Genomic DNA, 19,935 nt, shown 5'->3' on the forward strand with positions numbered 1-19,935 from the left:
GGTGAGGCCGGCCTGCGAATGGCCGTCTCGGGAGGCGCCGAATTTGGCCGCTTCGCGAGTCCGGTGCCCTAGCCTTTCGTGTAGTCAGGCCCAAAACGTGTCGGCAGGCCGTCGGCGAGTTTCAGCCAGGGGAGCTTCTCTTCAAAAGCGACATGCAGCGTGGGCGCATATTTTTCCGGTTCTTCCATTGCCGCGGCAAAGAAATGCATGACGTCGGACATCTTCTTCGAGCGGAAAGACAGCGGCGTGCCGCAGTGATCGCAAAATGTTCTTTCCACGCCGGGTGAAGAATTGAAAACCTTTGGCGGCTTGTTAAGCCACCGCCATTGGTCGTCCAAGACGCCAATGTAGGCGGTCATCGGCGCAGAACATTGCCGCCGGCAACTTTCACAATGACAGACCACGCAGGCCTGTACCGGACCATCGACTTCAAAAGCTATGGCGCCGCACAAGCAGTGGCCACGCATGCGAATTCTCCTTGAGTCAATTGACCCGCGGCCCAAAGCCCGCGTTAGAGCGTTTCACCGTTTCACGAAAACGCCGAAACGCTCTACCTCTTTGTTTTTACGCAATTCCGGACGGAAAACCGGTCACACTTTTCTTGGAATTGCTCTAGCGATGGGATCGACGCGGACGCTGCCAGCCGGCGTCCAGCAAGCCGATGCGGCCAAGCTCCCTGTCCATTGCCTTCGAGATATCCCGGCGTTCGGCGCCGATGTCGCGCAACTGGCTGTCGGAGAGGTCTTCGACCGACTCCTGGGAAAGCCGGGCGGCGACGCTGGCCTGGCGCAACCAATCGCGTGCTGAACGCAGCCAAAGGGCGAGGCCGGAAGGGGATTCCAGGGTGGTGCAGGGCTTCAGAACGATCTCGGTCATGGCTTTATCCCGTGTTCTCCGGACGTCAAATCTGGTTTGATGGTGTTTCGATGAAGCCAGAATGCCCGATTGAAAATCAAACAGGAAACGAGTAGTTCTTTTCTGATTATCAAGTTTTATTTGGAGATCGGATGTCCAAGCTGCTGCCCGGGACGCGCGCTCTAAGGACGTTCGAGGCGGCCGCCAGGCACCTCAATTTCACCCGCGCCGCCGACGAGCTTGGCCTGACGCCGGCGGCGGTCAGCCACCAGATCAAGGAAATCGAGGATCAGCTCGACCTGGTGCTGTTCACGCGCACCAGCCGCACCATCCGGCTGACCGAGGCGGGCAGCGTGCTTCACGACGCGTCGATCGATGCGCTCGATCTGCTCAATCGCGCGGTCAGCCGCGCGCGCAAGATGACGCGCGGCACGTCGCTTTTGAAAGTGACGCTCGACGCGCAGTTCGCGACAAAGTGGCTGATGCGGCGCGTCGACGATTTCCGCCAGCAGAAGCCCGGTATCGAGCTGCGCTTCGACATCACCTACGACGTCAGGGATTTCGAGCGCGACGATGTCGATATCGGCATCCGCTTCGGCACCGGCAAATATCCGGGGCTCGTCGCGCACCGGCTGTTCGAGAACATCATCATCCCGGTGTGCAGCCCGGCGCTGCTGGTGTCGGGTCCGCCGCTGAAGGAGCCGCGCGACCTCTTCAACCACACGCTCGCGCATATCGAATGGTCGCGGCAGGGCGTGACCTGGCCGAACTGGAGCATGTGGATGCACGCAGCCGGCGTCGACGATTTCGACGACAGCCGCACGCTGGTTTTCGGCTCCTCGACCGATGCCACCCAGGCGGCGCTCGACGGCAACGCTGTGGCGCTCGCCGACTTCGCCATGGTGGCCAATGATCTTTCGCAGGGGCGCTTGGTGCGGCCCTTCGAGCTCGGCATCAAGGTCGCGCCGGAATTCGCCTATTTCCTGGTCTATCCCGAGGCCGCGAAGGACGACGCGCGGGTCATCGCCTTCCGCGAATGGCTGTTGGACGAGGTGGCGAAAACGCCGACATAAGACCTTTTCGTCAGCCCGCTGGGGCTGCCGGCGCGCCGAACCAGCCGATGACGGCGCCGATGATCAGCATCACGCCCAGCCAGTGGCCGGCGTCGATCAGCGTCAGGGTCCAGCCGAAGCCCTGATAGCGGTGGTTGGCGGTCAAGGTGGTGGCGATGAAGCCGAGCCAGAGCACGAAGCCGAACAGCAGGCCGGCGACCGGATTCGGTTCCCCGCCGGTGATTGCCCCCACCACCAATGTCAGGACAAGCGCCATGACCAGCTCGGCGATGAAGCTGACGACGAACGGAAGGGCCGAGCGCTTCATGGTCGCCGGGTCGAGCTTCGCCGCGTTCAACCAGGGCTTGCTCAAACCCATGTACCAGACAGCACCGAACAACCATGCGACGATGGCGGCGACGATCACCGCCAGCCAGTTCACGACCGAAAAATCCATGCGTTCCCCTCCAAATCGAAATGCGATGGAACGCTTGTTCGCCCGTCGCGTCAAGCAAGGCGCCAGACAGTCGTGCGCTTGACCTCGGCATCTTCCAGCACCCGCGTCACCGGGACCTCATAGGCGGCAAGCGGCTGCAGTCCGGTCCTGGGCAGGTAGGCGCGGCCGGGGTCGCCGACGAGGATCTCGGCGCCGCGCGCCCGCAGGTCCGCGAACCAGGGCATGAGCCTGTCGGCGAAGGCTTTGTCGTAGAAGACGTCGCCGGCAAGCACGACGTCCCAGCCATCGTCGGAGCCGACACAGTCCGCGCCGAGGAATTCTACTACGACTGCATTGGCTTCAAGGTTGAGCGCGATCGCCGTCGCGCAAAACGGGTCGATGTCGGCGGCGATGACTTCCGCAGCACCCGCCTTCATCGCCGCGATCGCGACGAGGCCCGAGCCGGAGGCGAAATCGAGCACGCGTTTTCCCCGCACGGTTCCGGGATGATCGAGCACATAGCGGGCGAGACCCTGGCCGCCGGCCCAGGCGAAGGCCCAGAAGGGTGGTGGCAGGCCGATCTCGGCCAGCTCCTCCTCGGTGCGCAGCCAAAGGTCATGCGCCTCGTCGGCAAGATGCAAAAGCACTTCCGGGACGTGCGGCGGCGCCATCAGCGCCGTGTTGTCGAGGATGAACTTTTTGGCGTTCTTGGGCGTGAGCTTCGTCACGGCGCCGGGTTGAGCTCGGCCATGCGGCAGACCTCTTTCCATTGGGCCGGCGTCACCGGCTGCACGGAAAGCCGGCCGAGCCGCACCAGCGCCATGTCGGCGAGCTTGGGATTGGCCTTCACCTGTTCCAATGTCACCGGCTTCGGCACGTCCTTGAAGGCGCGGATGTCGACGCATTCCCAGCGTGGATCGTCGGTGGTGCTGTCGGGATGCGCCAGCGCACAGACCTCCGCGATGCCGACGATGTCGAGACCCTCGTTGGAATGGTAGAAGAAGCCGAGATCGCCGATCTGCATCGCCTTCATGTTGTTGCGGGCGGCGTAGTTGCGCACACCGTCCCACTGCGTGCCGGCCTTGCCCTTGGCCTTCAGCGCCTCGAAGGAAAAGACCGAGGGTTCGGACTTGAACAGCCAGTAGTTCATATCGATTGTCCCATTCGCTTTGTCGCACCGCCACGCATGGCGTTCCCGTCTATGCTTACTCTGTCGCCGTCGCCGCGGCGAGAGCGGCGAACGATCATGCGCCGGCAGGCTTCTGGAAGACCCAGTTCCATGGACGGATCTGGACGCTTTCGAACAAGCCGGCCTTGGCGTAGGGATCGGCGGCGGCGAGCGCTTGGGCGCCAGCCATGTCGGACGCCTCGATCATCACCAAGCTGCCGTCCGGCTTGCCGTCGGCGTCGAGGAAGGGACCGGCAAAGGCAAGCCTGCCTTCGCTGATCAGGCCTTCCAGGAACGCCGCATGCGCCGGCCGCGTGTCGACGCGCAGTTGCAGGCTGCCGGGCTTGTCCTTGCAAATCAACGCAAACAGCATCTTTCAAACTCCGATGGTTCAGATGTCGGTTTCGGTCTTGAGCGGGCGTGTCATCAGCGCGGTCACGGCCTGATCGATGGTCACCTTGCCATCGAGGATGGCGGCGACGGCGGAAATGATCGGCGCCTCGATGCCGCGCTCGGCGGCGATGCGGGCGGCGATGCCGGCCGTCGGCACGCCTTCGGCGAGCGGCAGGCCGGCAAGCGGCTTGCCCTGGCCGAGGGCTAGACCATAGGCGAAATTGCGCGACTGCGCCGAGGAGCAGGTGAGCAGCAGGTCGCCGAGGCCCGAAAGCCCCATCAGCGTCTCCGGCCTGGCGCCGAAGGCGGCGCCGATGCGGCGCAATTCGACGAAGCCGCGCGTTACCATGGCGGCCTGGGCGCTGGCCCCGAGCCCGGCACCGGTGACGGCGCCGGCGGCGATGGCGAAGACGTTCTTCAGCGCGCCGCCGATCTCGACGCCGATCAGATCGTCGCTGGAATAGCAGCGCAGGTTTTCGGCCGAAAAGCGGGCGGCCAGCTCGGCGGCCAGTTCACCGTCGCTCGCGGCCACAACAACCGCCGTCGGCAAGCCGCGCGCGACATCGCTGGCGAAACTCGGACCGGAAAGGGCTGCGACGAGATTGTTGGGCAGGGTTTCGGCGACGATGGTCGAGAGCAGCGCCCCGGTGTCGCGCTCGATGCCCTTGGCGCAGAGCACGAGCGGCGCTCCCTGAGGCACATGGCTACGAGCAGCGGCCAGGACCGCGCGCAGCGACTGCGCCGGCGTCACGGCCAGCACGCAGTCGGCGCCGTCGAGCGCGGCAGCCACATCGCTGGTGACCGTGATGCCGAGCTCGATCCTGATGCCAGGCAGATAGCGCGGGTTCTCGCCGCGGGTGACGGCGGCGACGGTCTCGGCGTCGCGCGCATAGAGTCGAACATCATGGCCGGCGCGCAGCATGGCGAGCGCCAGCGCCGTGCCCCAGGCACCGCCGCCGAGCACGGCAACGCGCCAGCCGTTGCCCGATTTCCGGCCGCTCGCTGCCTTCGCGCTCATGCCTTGGCACCGCGACGGCCAGAGCCGACAAGGGGCGCCGAAACGCTGTCGAGTGGCCAGCGCGAACGCGGCACGAAATCGGCGGTGTTTTCGTCGGCGATGCCGGCGCGCAGCCGCTCGATGCCGGCCCAGGCGATCATCGCCGCGTTGTCGGTGCAAAGCTTTTGCGGCGGCGCGACGAAGGCGAAGCCGGCTTGCGAACACAGCGCTTCAAGCGTCGCCTTGATGGTGCGGTTGGCGGCGACGCCGCCGGCGACGACCAGCGCCGGCTTTGCCTGGTCGGGGAATTCCTGGCGAAAGCGGGCAAGCGCGCGGGCGACACGATCGCCCAGCGCATCGGCCACCGCCGCCTGGAAGGAGGCGCAGATGTCGGCAACGTCCTGGTCGCTCAGCGGCGCGATCGCGGTCGCCGCCTGGCGCACCGCCGTCTTCAGGCCGGAGAAGGAAAAGTCCGGCTGCGCCGAACCTTTCATCGGGCGCGGGAATGGGAAGCGGCCGGCGTCGCCTGTCGCTGCCGCCTTCTCGACATTCGGGCCGCCGGGATAGGGCAGGCCGAGCATCTTGGCCGTCTTGTCGAAGGCTTCGCCGAGCGCATCGTCGATCGTGGTCGCCCAGCGCTGGTAATCGCCGACGCCGCGCACCGCGACGATCTGGGTGTGGCCGCCGGAAACGAGCAGAAGCAGGTAGGGAAAATCGAGACCGTCGGTCAGCCGCGCCGTCAGCGCATGGCCTTCGAGATGATTGACAGCGATCAATGGCTTGTTGGCGGCGGCGGCGATTGCTTTCGCCGTCATCAGGCCGACGATCAGGCCGCCGACCAGGCCGGGACCGGCGGTCGCGGCAATCGCGTCGACCTCATCCAGCGACACGTTGGAATCTTCAAGTGCTGCCTCGACAATCCCGTCCAGCGCCTCGACATGGGCGCGAGCTGCGATCTCCGGCACGACGCCGCCGAAGGCCGCGTGCTCCTCGATCTGGCTCAGCACCACGTTGGACAGGATTTCGGGCGCGGAGACGCTGTCCAGCGCCACAACGCTGGCCGCGGTCTCGTCGCAGCTCGTCTCAATGCCCAGAACGCGGATCAATTGGTCGCTATCCTCGAAGATTGTCTGACCGGCGTTTAGTAGATAGGACAAAACCCGGCAGACCTCGTATGCCCGGGGGTTATCACGGACCGCGCGCCATGCAAACTTTGAAAATCGGAACACGCGGCAGCCCGCTGGCGCTGGCTCAGGCGCATGAGACGCGGTCGCGGCTGATGAAGGCGCATGGCTTGCCGGAGCAGGCGTTCGAGGTGGTGCCGATCTCGACGAGCGGTGATCGCATCCAGGACCGGCCGCTGTCGGAGGCCGGCGGCAAGGGCCTGTTCACCAAAGAGATCGAGGAGGCGCTGCTCGATCGCCGCATCGACATCGCCGTGCACTCGTCGAAAGACATGCCGACGGTGCTGCCCGACGGGTTGGAGCTTTGCACCTTCCTGCCGCGTGAGGATGCGCGCGATGCTTTCATCGGCAAGAGGGCGACGCGGATCGCCGACCTGCCGCATGGCGCGACGGTTGGATCCTCGTCGCTGCGCCGCCAGGCGCTGATCCGTCGGATGCGGCCGGATCTCGATGTGGTGATCTTTCGCGGCAATGTGCAGACCAGGCTGCGCAAGCTGGACGAGGGCGTCGCCGAAGGCACGATCCTCGCCTATGCCGGACTGAAGCGGCTCGGGCTGGAACATGTCGTCACCGACCTCATGCCGCTGGAGGATTTCCCGCCGGCGCCAGGGCAAGGCGCGATTGGCATCGAAACCCGCATCGGCGACCGTGACGTCGAGAAAATGCTGGCGGCGATCCGTCACGTGCCGACCGGCCAGGCGCTCACCTGCGAGCGCGCCTTTCTCGCCGCGCTCGACGGCTCGTGCCGCACGCCGATCGCCGGCCATGCGACGGTCTCGGGCGAGAAACTGTCCTTTGCCGGGCTGATCATCTCGCCCGACGGCACGGAATCGCATGAGGTGCGGCTGGAGGGCGAGGCCGCGGACGCGGCGGAAATAGGCATGGATGCCGCGCGGACGGTGCGCGCCCGGGCTGGCGCGAAATTCTTCGACGGCTGGGCCTGACATGGTCCGCGTCCTGGTGACGAGGCCCGAGCCCGACGCGTCGCGCACGGCGCGACGCCTCGAAACCGAGGGATTTCAGTCTGTCCTGCTGCCGCTGACCGAGACGCGCGCCTTGCCGGTCGAGGCGACCATCACCGCCGATGCCGCGGCGGTCGCCGTCACCAGTGCCAATGCGGTGCGCCATGCGCCGAACGCGCTGATCGCGGCGCTCGCACGCTTGCCATGCCACGCGGTTGGCAAAAGGACGGCCGAAGCCTGCCGCGCGGCGGGATTTTCATCCGTCACGGAAGGGCAAGGCGACGCCGAAGCGCTGGCCGACGCCATCGCCGGCGGCCTTGCCGGCAAGGCGATCGTCTATTTGTGCGGCCGTGTCCGCTTCCCGGCGTTCGAACGGCGGCTGGCGGAAGCGGGCATGCGCGTCCAGGCGATCGAGACTTACGACACGACCCGGATCGACTATGGCGATGCCGAGGTGCTCGCCCGCCTGTCGGAACAGCCGGTCGGGGCGGCGCTGCTCTATTCGGCCAAGGCCAGTGCGGCGCTGTCCAGCCTGATTGCGCGACCGGCCCTGAAGCATCTCTTTGAAAAGACAGAATTTCTGGCGCTTTCGTCGCGTGTCGCCGAGCCGCTGGATGGGACAGCCGGGCGCAGGATTCGGATCGCGCCGCGACCGGATGAAGACGCGCTTCTCGCGCTTTTGTCGCAACCGCGCTAGGGCATTTCACCGTTTCGCGGAAACGGTGAAATGCCCTATCTCTTTGTTTTTACGCAATTCCGGACGGAAAACCGCTCACACTTTTCCTGGAATTGCTCTAAACCGCGTCATCACACCGCCCCTTTTCACCGCTTGGTGATGTGCTAGAGCATCCTGACGCTCGAGACCCTTTGAACCATCCCCAAGCCAGTTCGCGGAGCCTAAGCATGGTCAAGACGCCGAAGATGCGACATTCGAAGACCCGGCGCGAGCCGGTGACCATCGAACTCGAGCCCGGCGCCGTCTCGCGAATCACCGACGAGGATGCCGCCAAGGCTGAAGCCGCGCAGACCGACGAGGCGAAGGCGGAAGAGGCGGCCGCGGCTTCGCAGCCGGAGGCTCCGGACGAGCCGATCCATGCCGAGCAGGCCGATATCGAGCCGTGGGAGCACAGCGACGCCGCGCAGGCAGCGGCTGACAAGCCCGAGGCCGGCAAGGACGAGCCGGAAGCGCCGTATCCCGGCGGCTCCGATGCGCCGAAAAGCAAACCCAAGGGCTTCGAGTACAATTTCGAGGATGCACCGGCTGCCAGCGCCGGCGCCTCGACAGCGAAGCCAAGCGAGACAAGAAGCGAGACACGGGGCGAGGATCGTGTGCCGCAGCCATCGCGCAAAGCCGGCGTCAACGCCATCGCCGCGGGCGTCATCGGCGGCGTGATCGCGCTTGCCGGCGCAGGCCTGCTGCAGGCGGTCGGATTGATTGGCGCGCCGGGGTCGAACGGCGGATCGCTGGACGGCGTCAATGGCGAGATTGCTTCGCTGAAGGGCCAAATCGCGGCGCTGAAGGAAAACGGCGACACCGGCGCTTTCGCCAAGGTGGAGGGCCTTTCCTCGGCGCTGGAGCAGGTCAAGACCGATGTCGCGGCGCTGAAATCCTCGGCCGGTCAAAGCGGCGACGGCAGCGCGCTCAAGGCGCTCAGCGACAAGGTCGGCCAGATCGAGACGACGATCGCCGAGCTGCAGAAGAACGGCAACGCGGCGCCCGTCGATCTCGGGCCGCTCAACGAGAAGATCGCCGGGCTCGACGCGCTGGTGAAATCGACCGGCGACGCGGCCAAGGCCGCGGACGGCCGGGTTGCAGCACTTGAGCAATCGGTGTCGCAGCTTTCCAGCAAGGTCGAGGCCCAGGCCTCGCAGCCAAAGATCGCGCTGGCGATCGCGGCCGCAGCGCTGAAGTCGGCGCTCGATCGCGGCGCGCCCTTCGCCACCGAGCTCGACACCTTCGCGGCCATCGCGCCGGATGCGCCGGAGCTCGCAGCCCTGCGGTCTTACGCCGACAAGGGCGTGCCGACCCGCGCCGCCATCGCTTCGGAGGTCGATGCCGCCGCCAATGCCATGGTCGAGGCGGCGACGCCGGTCGACCAGAACGCAGGCTTCTTCCAGAGCCTTGTCTCCAGCGCGGAATCGCTGGTCAAGGTAAGGCCGGTCGGCGCCGTCGAAGGCAAGGGCGCGCCGGAAACCGTCGCCCGCATGGAAGTGGCGGTCAACAAGGGCGATTACGCCAAGGCGCTCAGCGAGTACGACACGCTTCCCGATGCGGTGAAGGCGGCCGGCGCCGATTTTGCCGGCAAACTGAAGGCGCGGCTCGAGGTCGAAAAGCAGCTCGAAGCGCTGATCGCCGGCGCGACGAAGGCGTGAGGAAGACAAGATGATCCGCCTTCTCGCCTTCCTCGCCGTCGTCTTCGCGCTGGGTCTCGGCTTTGCCTGGCTGGCCGACCGTCCGGGCGAGATGCTCGTCACCTTCAACGGCTACCAGTACCAGCTCACGCTGATGGTGGCGGCGGTGGCGATCGTCGCCGTGGTCGCCGCGGTGATGATCGTCTGGTGGCTGATCAAGTCGCTGTGGAACAGCCCCTACACGATCTCGCGCTATTTCCGGGTGCGCCGCCGCGACCGCGGCTACCAGGCGCTGTCGACCGGCATGATCGCCGCCGGGGCCGGCGACGGCGCGCTGGCGCGCAAGAAGACCAAGGAAGCGGCGAAGCTGATCAGCTCCGACCAGGAGCCGCTGATCAACCTGCTCGACGCGCAGGCCTCTCTGCTCGAAGGCGACCATGAGGGCGCGCGCGAGAAATTCGAGCGCATGCTCGACGATCCCGAGATGCGGCTGCTCGGCCTGCGCGGCCTCTATCTGGAGGCCGAGCGGCTCGGCGACCGCAACGCCGCGCGCCACTATGCCGGCCGTGCCGCCGCGGTGGCGCCGCAGCTGGCCTGGGCGGCCGAATCGACACTCGAGGAGCTGACCGAACGCGGCGATTGGGATGGCGCGCTGAAGCTGGTCGAGGCGCAGAAATCGACGCGACAGATCGAGCGCGACGCCGCCAACCGCCGCCGCGCCGTGCTGCTGACTGCCAAGGCGCAGGCGCTGGTCGACAGCGACCCGAACGCGGCTCGCACCGCTGCGCTCGAAGCCAACAAGCTGGCGCCCGATTTTGCGCCGGCGGCGGTGATCGCCGCCGATCTGGTTATCCGGCAAAACGATGTACGCAAGGGCTCCAAGATCCTGGAAGCCGCGTGGAAGGCCGAGCCGCATCCCGACATTGCCGAGCTCTACACGCATGCGAGGTCGGGCGACGCGGTGCTCGACCGCCTCAACCGGGCGAAGAAGCTGCAGGAATTGAAGAGAAACCACCCCGAGTCGTCGATGGCCGTGGCGCGCGCGGCGCTCGACGCGCAGGACTACGCCACCGCGCGGCGCGAGGCGGAGGCCGCGATCCGCATGGACCGCCGCGAAGGCGCCTACCTTCTGCTCGCCGATATCGAGGAAGCCGAGACTGGCGACCAGGGCAAGGTGCGGCAGTTGCTGTCCAAAGCCGTGCGCGCCCCGCGCGATCCGGCCTGGGTGGCGGACGGCGTCATCTCCGAGCGCTGGGCGCCGGTGTCGCCGGTCACCGGCAAGCTCGACGCCTTCACCTGGCGCGCGCCGATGGAGCGGCTCGGCCACCTGATCGAAAGCGACGCGGATGTCGCGGTGCCGGCGGTTGCCGCCGCGCCTTCGGCCGCACCCGCTGAAAAGGCGATTGACATCGTTGCCGATGCTCCGGCCGGGAAGCCGGCATCGACGAATGGCGGCGAGAAGGATAGAGCGGCGGCTCAAACTGTTGGTGAGGCGGAAACAATCGACCAGGGTGCGGGGCTGCCGCATCTCCCGGACGATCCGGGCGTCGCGCCGGAAGAGGCCCAGGAAAAATCGCCGCGCCGGTTTCGTTTGTTCTAAGCTATGTTCTGGGGCCGGTTTTGGCGGGCAGGGGAAAGATATCGATGTTCGAGCGGGTATTGTCCTTCCTGAGGGATCTGCCGGCTGCCGGCGAGACCAGGCCGAGCGCCGATGATCCGCGCGTCGCGGCTTCCGCGCTGCTCTATCATGTGATGAACGCCGATGGGGTGCGCCAGGACGTCGAATGGGAGCGGTTCAAGCAGATCCTGGCCGAGACCTATTCGGTGAGCGGGAAGGAGCTCGACGCTCTGGCCGCGGCAGGCGAGCGCGCCGACAATGAGGCGATCGACCTCTATGCCTTCACCAGCGTCTTGAAGCGCGATCTCGACGCCGAGGCGCGCAAGGCCTTCATCGGCCTGATGTGGGAAATCGTCTATGCCGATGGCGAGCTGCACGAGCTCGAGGACAACACGGTATGGCGGGTCGCCGAGCTGATCGGCGTCGAGCGGCGTGACCGCATCGAGGCGCGCCGCAAGGCGGCAGCCGGGGCGCCCGGCGCGCGGGGCAGTTCAAGCGACGAATAACAGGATCCTTCGCCTTCCATGCCACCCAGACCGAGGCCGAGACCAAAGATCCTGATCGTGCTGCATCAGGAGACATCGAGCCCCGGCCGCGTCGGCCACATGCTGCTGGAAGAGGGTTTCGATCTCGACATCCGCCGGCCGCCATTGGGCGACGAGCTGCCCTGCACGCTCAACGATCACGCCGGCACGGTGGTGTTCGGCGGGCCGATGAGCGCCAATGACGCGGACGAATTCGTCCGCCGCGAGACCGACTGGCTGCAAATCCCACTCAAGGAGAACCGGCCGTTCCTCGGCATCTGCCTCGGCGCGCAGATGCTCGCCAACCATCTCGGCGGCAAGGTCGAGGGCCATGGCGAGGGCCTGGTCGAGATCGGCTGGTATCCGCTAAAGGCGACCGAGGCCGGCAAGAAGCTGCTGCACTGGCCGGAGATGGTCTACCAGTTCCACCGCGAGGGCTTTTCGCTGCCGAAGGAAGCGACGCTGCTGGCGACGGCGGAAACCTATCCCAACCAGGCCTTCCGCTATGGCGACAATGCCTGGGGCATCCAGTTCCATGGCGAGCTGACCCGGGTGATGATGCATCGCTGGGTGGTGCGCGGCGCGCATCGCTTCGAGCTCCCCGGCGCCCAGCCCGGCCGCGACCATCTCGGCGGCCGGCTGATCTGGGACATGCATCTCAAGCGCTGGCTGAGCGAGTTTCTGGGGCTGATTTTTGGCAGGCCGGCGGTGAGGTAGGGTGTAAGCCGATTGCCATGAACGGCTGGGCTTGATCCCGGGGGTGGCTTACATCTGCCAAGGCGTGGTCGACGGCTTTGCGCCTCATATCCGACATTTAGGCCTCCCTGGTCGTTTCCCGAAAGCAGACGGTCGGCTCATGCCGGAATGAATTCCGTCTCGACCCAATTGCAGTGCGGTTCGCGACGGGCTGACCCGTTCCCCGCGCCTTTGGCGAGCTTCAACGAGGGCGGTTCCGCAAGCTGGCGCCAGGTCTCGGCTGAAAGTTGCCTAAATGCGAGCAGCCGAAGCGCGGGGCCACGGCCGTAACCGTTTGCTCGTCGGCGTGGCACGGCGCACGGGTGCGGCGCCATGCATTTGGAGAGTATAGTTCCTAAACTCAGCGATAGAACGAGGGGACGGTGTCCGTGCGACCGCGACGCTTCCGTGCCGTGCGGTCCCACGGGCAAATCGACAGCGCATCCCCGTACACGTCTCGCAGTAAAGTTGGTATGCATATGCAAGGGAGGGGTAACAGATGAAACGCAATCTTGGCTTGCTGTCCGACTTGACGCCGACTCTCCCGTTCGCGGCGACGTGATGCAAAAGCAATGTCAGATCTTATATCTTCTCCTGATGTGACCGGCTCATCCCGCCCCACACGTTGGGGCTTGGCCGCAAAGCTTTTTACAACACTCGTCCTTCTTGGTGCGATCGCGGTCCTGGTCACCGGGGCGCTCGGTTACTTCCGCGCCCGCGACGCTCTCGAAAAAACAGTCTTCGACCAACTCACGGTCGCCCGCCAGACCAAGACGCGCCAGGTCGAAACCTACTTCCGCACGATCCAGGCGGAACTGGGCCTGCTTGCCACTTCCAAGATGGTGGTCGATGCGACACGCGAGTTCCGGGCCGCGGTCGACCAGCTCGACCAGGCAGGCGCGCCGCCGCAACTGCGGCAGAAGGTCGGCGATTGGTACGCTGAGAATTTCATCCCCGGCATGACGCGCACTCTAGGCAGGCAATCAGCCCTGTCGGACTACCTGCCGGTCGGCGGTGCCCCCTACTATCTGCAGTATCACTACATTGTCGACAATCCCAATCCCGCAGAGCGGCGCAAGCTTCTCGACGACTCCGGCGATGGAAGCGAATACTCCAGGCTGCACGCCATATACCATCCATTGATGCGCGCGGCGGCTACCACGGTCGGCTTTTTCGATCTCATGATTGCCGATCCCAAATCAGGTCGCCTGATCTACTCGGTCGAGAAGGAGGTGGATTTCACCACGTCTCTTCAATCGGGACCGTACCGCAGCGCCAACGTCGCGGCCGCCGTCGCCCGCTGCTCGCAGATCGCAGACCCATCAGCCAGTTGCCTGGAAGATTTCTCCCCTTATGCGCCATCAGGCGGCGCACCGATCGCCTTCATGGCAGCACCCGTGATTGCCCAGGGCGTCGTCATCGGCGTACTCGTCGCGAAACTGTCGAATGATGAGATCGACAACGTTGTCACCGGCAACCGCCGCTGGCGGCAGGAAGGGTTCGGCGACACGGGTGGGGCCTATCTCGTCGGCCCCGACTATCTGGCGCGCTCTGGCCCGCGGGCGTTCTACGAGAGCCGGGACAGCTTCTTCGCCGACCTCAAGTCCGTCGGCACTTCAGACGCGGAGATCGCCGCCATTCAGCGTTACGGGACACCAGTGCTGCATCAACGCATCGACACCAAGGCCTCCCATGCCGCGCTCGCCGGTGTCGAGGGCACGGGCGAGATCATGGGATACCGTGGCGTCCCGACGCTCGCTTCATGGGGACCGCTCGCGATTTCCGATGTCAAGTGGGCTCTCGTCGCCAAGATCGACAGCGCCGAGGCCTTCGCACCGATCGCCGAACTCCGCCGGGATCTGTTGCTCGTCGGAGGACTGGCGATGCTCGTGGTCGCGGCCACCGCCGCCTGGCTTTCGCGCGCGCTGCTCGGACCGCTCCGCGATCTCACTGCCGGGGTGAAACGCTTCTCTGCCGGCGACTATGCGACCAGCGTGCCGGTCCGCACGCGCGACGAGATTGGGGAGCTCTGCACAGCTTTCAATGGCATGGTTGAGGATCTGCACCAAAAGAATGTCGTGATCGAGAACAAAATCCGCGAGAACGAGTTGCTGCTGCTCAACGTCCTGCCGGCACCGATCGCCAATCGGCTGCGCGCTGGCGAGGAGAGGATCGCCGACGGCTTCGCCGAGGTCACGGTCGCCTTCGCAGACCTGGTCGGGTTCACGACACTGACATCGGAAATGCCGCCGCACGATGTCGTGATGTTTCTCAACGGACTCTTCACGCGCTTCGACGTTGCCGCCCATGATCTCGGCATCGAGAAGATCAAGACGGTGGGCGACGCCTATATGGCGGTGTGCGGCCTGCCCGTGCCGGTGGCCAACCACGCCGAGCGCATGGTCCGGATGGCCATCCGCATGGTCCATATTACTCGCGAGCACGCGATGGAACACAATGTCTCGATGAAGCTCAGGGTTGGCGTCAACAGCGGGCCAGTGGTCGCCGGCGTCATCGGGAAGAGTAAGTACATCTATGATTTATGGGGTGACACAGTGAATCTGGCGAGCCGCATGGAGTCTGGCGGAGTTCCCGACTCTGTTCAGGTGACGCGCCCAGTCTATGAACAGCTCAAGGACCAATTTGTCTTCGAGCCTCGCGGCCCTATCGATGTCAAAGGCAAGGGAAAAGTGGAAGCCTGGGTATTGAGATTTTAATGGCAGCTTGTCGCCCTTCGCCCGCAAAAGCGGACTGGCGGCCTCCGGCCCATCTCAGCCGTCGTCGGCGCAGCCTGTTTAGCCTGAGTACCGGATCGAGGGGCTTGGCTCCGGTTCTCAATCAGTTTCGCTCGTTGGGAAGCCGCACCCTGCGCAGCTGCGGAAACAGGCGGTCCGAGAGTCCAGCCACGGCAATCGCGCCGACACCGCCGATCGCAACGGCCGGCACAGTACCGATCAGCGCCGCTACCGGCGCGGAACTCGCCGACTTTCTGGCGTGAAAAGCTGCGCCCGACGCGGCGAATTCGTAACCCTACTCGGCGGCCGTCTCCGATGGCGCCTCTGCCGGCCCCGAAGGCTCGGCTTCGGCACGGGGCTTGCGCCGTGAAAACAGCGATCTGAGCGTGACGTAGAACACCGGCGTCAGGAACAGCCCGACGAAGGTGACCCCGAGCATGCCGGAGAACACCGCGGTGCCGAGCGACTGGCGCATTTCTGCCCCCGGGCCCGTTGCGATCATCAGCGGCACGACGCCGAGGATGAACGCGAAGGCGGTCATCAGGATCGGCCGCAGCCTGAGCCGGCAGGCTTCGACGGCAGCCTCGGCGGCCGTCAGGCCGCGTTCCTGCGCCTGCCGCGCGAATTCGACGATCAGGATCGCGTTCTTGGCGGCGAGCCCGATCAGCACGATGAGGCCGATCTGCACGAGGATGTTGTTGTCCAGCCCTCGGAAAGTCACGCCGAGCAACGCCGCGAGCACGCCGAGCGGCACCACCAGCACAATGGCGAATGGCAATACCCAGCTTTCATATTGCGCCGCCAGCGCCAGGAACACGAACAAGACCGACAATCCGAAGATATAGACAGCGGCATTGCCGGTGTTGCGCTCCTGATAGGCGAGCTCGGTCCATTCATAGGAGGTACCGGCCGGCAGCGTCTTTGCCGTGATCCCTTCCATCAATGCCAGCGCGTCGCCCGTGGAAACGCCGGGCGCGGCGTTGCCCTGCAGCGGCACCGAGACGTACATGTTGTAGCGCTGGACCAGCGCTGGGCCGGTGACGTCGCGGATCTCGATCAACGTGCCGAGCGGAACCAGCGCGCCGGTCGCCGAGCGGACCTTCAGTTTCAAGATGTCGGCGCGATCGAGGCGGAACGCCTGGTCGGCCTGCGCCCGCACCTGGTAGACGCGCCCGAAAGCGTTGAAGTCATTGACGTAGGCAGTGCCCAAATTGATCGACAGCGTCTCGAAGATGTTGGGGATCGGCACGTTCAGGATGCGCGCCTTGTCGCGATCGATCGCAAGGAAGAATTGCGGGCTCGACGCGGAGAACGTGGTGAACACGCCCGTCAGCCCCGGCGTCTTGTTGGCCTTGCCGGCGATTTCGTAGGCAAGCGCCAGAATCTGCCGCATGTCGGCGCTGTTGCGCTCCTGGATCTGCAGCTTGAAGCCGCCGGCATTGCCGACGCCGCGGATCGGCGGCGGCGGCAGTGCGATGATGAAGGCTTCCTTGATGCTTTGCAGGCTGCCGAACAGATTGCCGATGACCTTGGCCGCCGACTGGCCGGCTTTCAGCCGCTCGTCAAATGGCTTGAACCTGGCGAAGATCACGCCCTGGTTGCTGGCGTTGGTGAAGGTCGCGCCGGAGAAGCCGGCGAAGGCGACTGCGTAGTCGACGCCAGGCGTTTTCTGGATGATCTGCGACGCCTGCTGGATGACCGCATCGGTCCTCGACAGCGAGGCGCCGTCAGGCAACTGGACGACGACGATCGCATAGCCCTGGTCGAGCGACGGAATGAAACCGCGCGGCACCGCCTGCGCCATATAGACCGTGGCGGAGATCAGGCCCGCAAAAACAGCCAGCATGGCGGCGATCGTTATCCACGAGCCGACCAGCACGCGAATGATGCTCGAATACCAATGGGCGACCCTGTCGAAGCCGCGATTGAACCCGTCGGCGAGCGCCCGTCCGAACCGTGCGAGGAAAAAGCGTGGCGGCGCCGCCGCGGCGTGGTGCGACTTGAACAGCAGTGCGGCCAGCGCTGGCGAAAGCGTCAGCGAATTGAATGCCGAGATCGCCGTCGACACCGCGATGGTGATCGCAAACTGCAGGTAGAACTGCCCGGAAATGCCGGGGATGAAGGCTGTCGGTACGAACACGGCTATCAGCACCAGCGAGATCGCGATGATGGCCGTTCCGACTTCGTTCATGGTCAGGTGCGACGCCGGATTGGGCGCCAGCCCGCTGGCGATATTGCGCTCGACGTTCTCGACCACGACGATCGCATCGTCGACGACGATGCCGATCGCCAGAACGAGGCCGAACAGCGTCAGCATGTTGAGCGAGAAGCCGGCGGCGTAAAGCACAGCCAGCGTGCCGATCAGCGACACGGGGATCGCCACGATCGGCACGATCGCCATGCGCCACGACTGCAGGAAGACGATGATGACGACGATGACCAGCAACATCGCCTCGAGGATCGTCTTGTAGACCTCCTGAATCGACTCGGCGACGAACTCGGTCGGATTGTAGACGATGTCGTAGTTCAACCCCTTCGGGAAGTCGCGGGAAAGCTCCTTCATCTTGTCCTGGATCTCGGCGGCCGCGGCGAGCGCATTGGTGCCCGGCCGCTGGAAGATGGCGAGCGCCACCGCCGGTTTGCCGTTGAGATAGGAGTTGGTGGCGTAATCCTTGGCTCCAAGCTCGATGCGAGCCACGTCCTGCAGCGAGATCAGGCGGCCGTCGTCGGTCGATTTGACGATCACGTATCGGAAGTCGCGGGCGTCGTTGAAGCGGCCTTGCGTGGTGACCGTGTACTGGAACGCCGTGCCGGTGCCGGTCGGCGGCGCGCCGATCGAGCCGCCCGACACTTGGACGTTCTGGTCGCGCAGCGCCTGCACCACATCGCCCGAGGTCATCCCCAGGGCGGACAGTTTTTCCGGATCAAGCCAGATGCGCAGCGAGTATTCGCGTTCGCCGAAGATGATGAGGTCGCCGACGCCGTCTAACCTGAGCAGTATGTCGCGCACCCGCGAGCGGGCGTAATTCGAGACGTAGAGCTGGTCGTAGGTATTGTCGGGCGACAGCATGTGCACGACCATCATCAGGTCGGGCGAGCTCTTGGTGGTGGTAATGCCGAGGCGGCGGACTTCTTCGGGCAGGCGCGGCTCGGCGACCGATACGCGGTTCTGCACAAGCACCTGCGCCTTGTCGAGATCGGTGCCCAGCTTGAAGGTAATGGTCAGCGCCATCGACCCGTCGCCCGACGAATAGGACGACATATAGAGCATGCCCTCGACGCCGTTGATCTCCTGCTCGATCGGCGTTGCCACCGTCGCTGCGACCGTCTGGGCGTCGGCGCCGGGATACTGCGCGCGAACGACGATCGTCGGCGGCGCGATCTCGGGATATTGCGCGACCGGCAGCTGGGTATAAGCAATCCCGCCGAGGATCAGCAGGACGATCGAAACGACCGATGCGAAGATTGGGCGGTCGACGAAGAAATGTGCGAACCTCATTGCTGCAACCCGGCGGTCTCGGCCTTGGGCGGCAACGTCACCATCTCGACCTTCACCTTGGTGCCAGGCCTGGCGTGCATCAGCCCTTTGACGATGATCGTCTCGCCGCCGGTCAGGCCCGAGCGGATCACCCGGTAGCCGTCGAGAAGCGGGCCGGTGCGCACGGGCTTCGCCGACACCATCCCGGCCTCATCCACCAGGAAGACGATGCGTCGATCCTGATCGGCGCCGATCGCGTCGTCGGGCACCAGCACGCCGCTATGCGGCAGCGACCCCGGCACGTTAATGCGCCCGAACATGCCTGGCTGGAGAATACCGTCGGGATTGGCAAATCTCGCACGCACCCGCATGGTGCCGGTCGCGTTGTCGATCCGGTTCTCGGCAAAATCGAGCTTGCCTTTGAACACCGCCTCCGCGCGGTCGGCGACATGAACCTCCACATCGAGCCCGCCGGCGCCTTCCTGCATGCTGCCGCCACGCGCCTTCGCGTCGCGGGCGTAGCTGAAATACAGGCGCTCATCGACGTCGAAATAGAAGTCGATCGGGTCGCGCGTGACGATGGTCGTCAGCAAGGTGGAATCCGGCTGCACGAGGTTGCCGACCGACACCAGCCGGCGGTCGATGCGGCCGGATAAAGGCGCCTTGATCTCGGTGAATTCCATGTTCAGGCTGGCCGTCGTCAGCGCAGCCGTCGCGCCCTGCATCTGCGCCTGCGCCGCAAGGTATTCCCGCCGGCGGTCGTCGACCGTGGCAGGCGAGATGTTGCCAGTCTTGGCAAGTTCGTTGGCGCGATCCAGCTGCATCTTGGTGAATTCGAGCAGTGACTTGGCGACGTCCACTTGCGATTTGGCGGCATCATAAGCCGCCTGGTACGGACGCTGGTCGATGGTGAAGAGCAGGTCGCCCTTGTTGACCAGTGCGCCGTCCTGGAAGCTGACCTTATCCAGATAGCCGCTGACGCGCGAACGGACGGCGACCTGGTCGACGGCTTCGAAGCGCCCGACGAACTCGTCGTCTTCGACGATTTCACGCACCACCGGCCTGGCCGCCGTCACCGCTGGTAGCTGCTGGTCCTGCGCAAACGCAGTGCTGCCGAAAGCCATGCCGAGCAGGAATGCCGCCGACACGGCGGCGCGGGCAAGCCAGTTGGCCGATCGACGGGGTCGCCCACCCGCGTCGCGATGCAATTGCCCATTCCCTGTGGTGTCCATTTGCGTCCCCGCTCGCTGGACCCGGAGGTCGGTTGATCCGCTTCACGCTCAGGCTTCTCGTGGAGATCAGCATTGCAGCGTTGTGCACAGCAACATGATCATTTTCCATGCGGGCTGAAATGTCCACCCCGTGGCTGCCCATCGCCATCCGCGCTACGGCCACTTCACGCCACGAGTCAAAGTTCGTGCTCGCCCTGGCGACGTCCGGTCACCA

18 protein-coding genes and 1 pseudogene are annotated in these 19,935 nt (G+C 65.1%); 8 read left to right on the forward strand and 11 right to left on the reverse strand.

Features of this window, described 5'->3' with window-relative positions:
* Positions 1-68: 68 nt before the first annotated feature.
* Complete coding sequence (locus tag EN869_RS24800; RefSeq protein ID WP_127229034.1) at positions 69-467, reverse strand: GFA family protein; 399 nt, start codon at positions 465-467, stop codon at positions 69-71.
* Between the two features lie 145 nt (positions 468-612).
* The gene (locus EN869_RS24805; protein WP_127229033.1) at positions 613-876 is read right to left on the reverse strand and encodes a hypothetical protein; all 264 of its coding nucleotides are present in this window, start codon (positions 874-876) and stop codon (positions 613-615) included.
* 131 nt (positions 877-1,007) lie between these two features.
* Here EN869_RS24805 and gcvA point away from each other — a divergent pair, with 131 nt between their 5' ends.
* Positions 1,008-1,928 carry a transcriptional regulator GcvA gene (gene gcvA, locus EN869_RS24810; RefSeq protein ID WP_127229032.1) on the forward strand — a complete coding sequence of 307 codons (921 nt, stop codon included), beginning with the start codon at positions 1,008-1,010 and terminating at the stop codon, positions 1,926-1,928.
* 10 nt (positions 1,929-1,938) lie between these two features.
* Here the strand turns inward: gcvA and EN869_RS24815 are convergent, their stop codons facing one another.
* The 6 genes from EN869_RS24815 to tsaD form a co-directional block, all read right to left on the reverse strand.
* Positions 1,939-2,364, reverse strand: a complete 426-nt coding sequence (locus EN869_RS24815; protein WP_127229031.1) for a DUF1761 domain-containing protein — start codon at positions 2,362-2,364, stop codon at positions 1,939-1,941.
* 50 nt (positions 2,365-2,414) lie between these two features.
* A complete protein-coding gene (locus EN869_RS24820; protein ID WP_189341262.1) occupies positions 2,415-3,113 on the reverse strand; it encodes a methyltransferase in 699 nt (232 codons plus the stop codon).
* Positions 3,068-3,493 carry an EVE domain-containing protein gene (locus EN869_RS24825; protein WP_127229029.1) on the reverse strand — a complete coding sequence of 142 codons (426 nt, stop codon included), beginning with the start codon at positions 3,491-3,493 and terminating at the stop codon, positions 3,068-3,070. The genes EN869_RS24820 and EN869_RS24825 overlap by 46 nt, the downstream gene beginning before the upstream one ends.
* Before the next feature lie 94 nt (positions 3,494-3,587).
* Positions 3,588-3,884 (reverse strand): YciI-like protein, encoded by a 297-nt coding sequence (locus EN869_RS24830; protein ID WP_127229028.1) that lies wholly within the window; start codon positions 3,882-3,884, stop codon positions 3,588-3,590.
* Positions 3,885-3,902: 18 nt separating this feature from the next.
* Entirely contained in the window at positions 3,903-4,922 is a 1,020-nt protein-coding gene (locus tag EN869_RS24835) for an NAD(P)H-dependent glycerol-3-phosphate dehydrogenase (RefSeq protein WP_127229027.1), read from the reverse strand.
* Complete coding sequence (tsaD, locus tag EN869_RS24840; RefSeq protein WP_189341264.1) at positions 4,919-6,004, reverse strand: tRNA (adenosine(37)-N6)-threonylcarbamoyltransferase complex transferase subunit TsaD; 1,086 nt, start codon at positions 6,002-6,004, stop codon at positions 4,919-4,921. Before tsaD ends, EN869_RS24835 begins: the two co-directional genes overlap by 4 nt.
* A 101-nt stretch (positions 6,005-6,105) precedes the next feature.
* On the opposite strand from tsaD, the gene hemC reads away from it, so the two are divergent.
* From hemC to EN869_RS24875, 7 genes are all read left to right on the forward strand, one after another.
* On the forward strand, positions 6,106-7,029 hold the full coding sequence (gene hemC / locus EN869_RS24845; protein ID WP_127229025.1) for a hydroxymethylbilane synthase: 924 nt from the start codon (positions 6,106-6,108) through the stop codon (positions 7,027-7,029).
* Between the two features lies 1 nt (position 7,030).
* Positions 7,031-7,744: a uroporphyrinogen-III synthase gene (locus EN869_RS24850; RefSeq protein WP_127229024.1), complete on the forward strand. Its 714-nt coding sequence runs from the start codon at positions 7,031-7,033 to the stop codon at positions 7,742-7,744.
* Between the two features lie 206 nt (positions 7,745-7,950).
* A complete protein-coding gene (locus EN869_RS24855; RefSeq protein WP_127229023.1) occupies positions 7,951-9,420 on the forward strand; it encodes a COG4223 family protein in 1,470 nt (489 codons plus the stop codon).
* Positions 9,421-9,430: 10 nt separating this feature from the next.
* The gene (locus tag EN869_RS24860; RefSeq protein ID WP_127229022.1) at positions 9,431-10,999 is read left to right on the forward strand and encodes a heme biosynthesis protein HemY; all 1,569 of its coding nucleotides are present in this window, start codon (positions 9,431-9,433) and stop codon (positions 10,997-10,999) included.
* 44 nt (positions 11,000-11,043) lie between these two features.
* Positions 11,044-11,523 carry a TerB family tellurite resistance protein gene (locus tag EN869_RS24865; protein ID WP_127229021.1) on the forward strand — a complete coding sequence of 160 codons (480 nt, stop codon included), beginning with the start codon at positions 11,044-11,046 and terminating at the stop codon, positions 11,521-11,523.
* 18 nt (positions 11,524-11,541) lie between these two features.
* Positions 11,542-12,258, forward strand: coding sequence for a glutamine amidotransferase (locus EN869_RS24870; protein WP_127229020.1), 717 nt, complete (start codon positions 11,542-11,544; stop codon positions 12,256-12,258).
* 650 nt (positions 12,259-12,908) lie between these two features.
* Complete coding sequence (locus EN869_RS24875) at positions 12,909-14,993, forward strand: adenylate/guanylate cyclase domain-containing protein (protein ID WP_127229019.1); 2,085 nt, start codon at positions 12,909-12,911, stop codon at positions 14,991-14,993.
* Positions 14,994-15,114: 121 nt separating this feature from the next.
* Here EN869_RS24875 and EN869_RS35185 read toward each other — a convergent pair.
* The 3 genes and pseudogenes from EN869_RS35185 to EN869_RS24890 form a co-directional block, all read right to left on the reverse strand.
* Positions 15,115-15,265, reverse strand: a pseudogene (locus EN869_RS35185) (MFS transporter); the annotation flags it as partial.
* Positions 15,266-15,306: 41 nt separating this feature from the next.
* Entirely contained in the window at positions 15,307-18,510 is a 3,204-nt protein-coding gene (locus EN869_RS24885) for a multidrug efflux RND transporter permease subunit (protein WP_127229018.1), read from the reverse strand.
* A complete protein-coding gene (locus tag EN869_RS24890; protein ID WP_167498668.1) occupies positions 18,507-19,613 on the reverse strand; it encodes an efflux RND transporter periplasmic adaptor subunit in 1,107 nt (368 codons plus the stop codon). Before EN869_RS24890 ends, EN869_RS24885 begins: the two co-directional genes overlap by 4 nt.
* Positions 19,614-19,935 lie beyond the last annotated feature (322 nt).

This window comes from Mesorhizobium sp. M2D.F.Ca.ET.226.01.1.1, assembly GCF_004022705.2.
Lineage (GTDB): Bacteria > Pseudomonadota > Alphaproteobacteria > Rhizobiales > Rhizobiaceae > Mesorhizobium.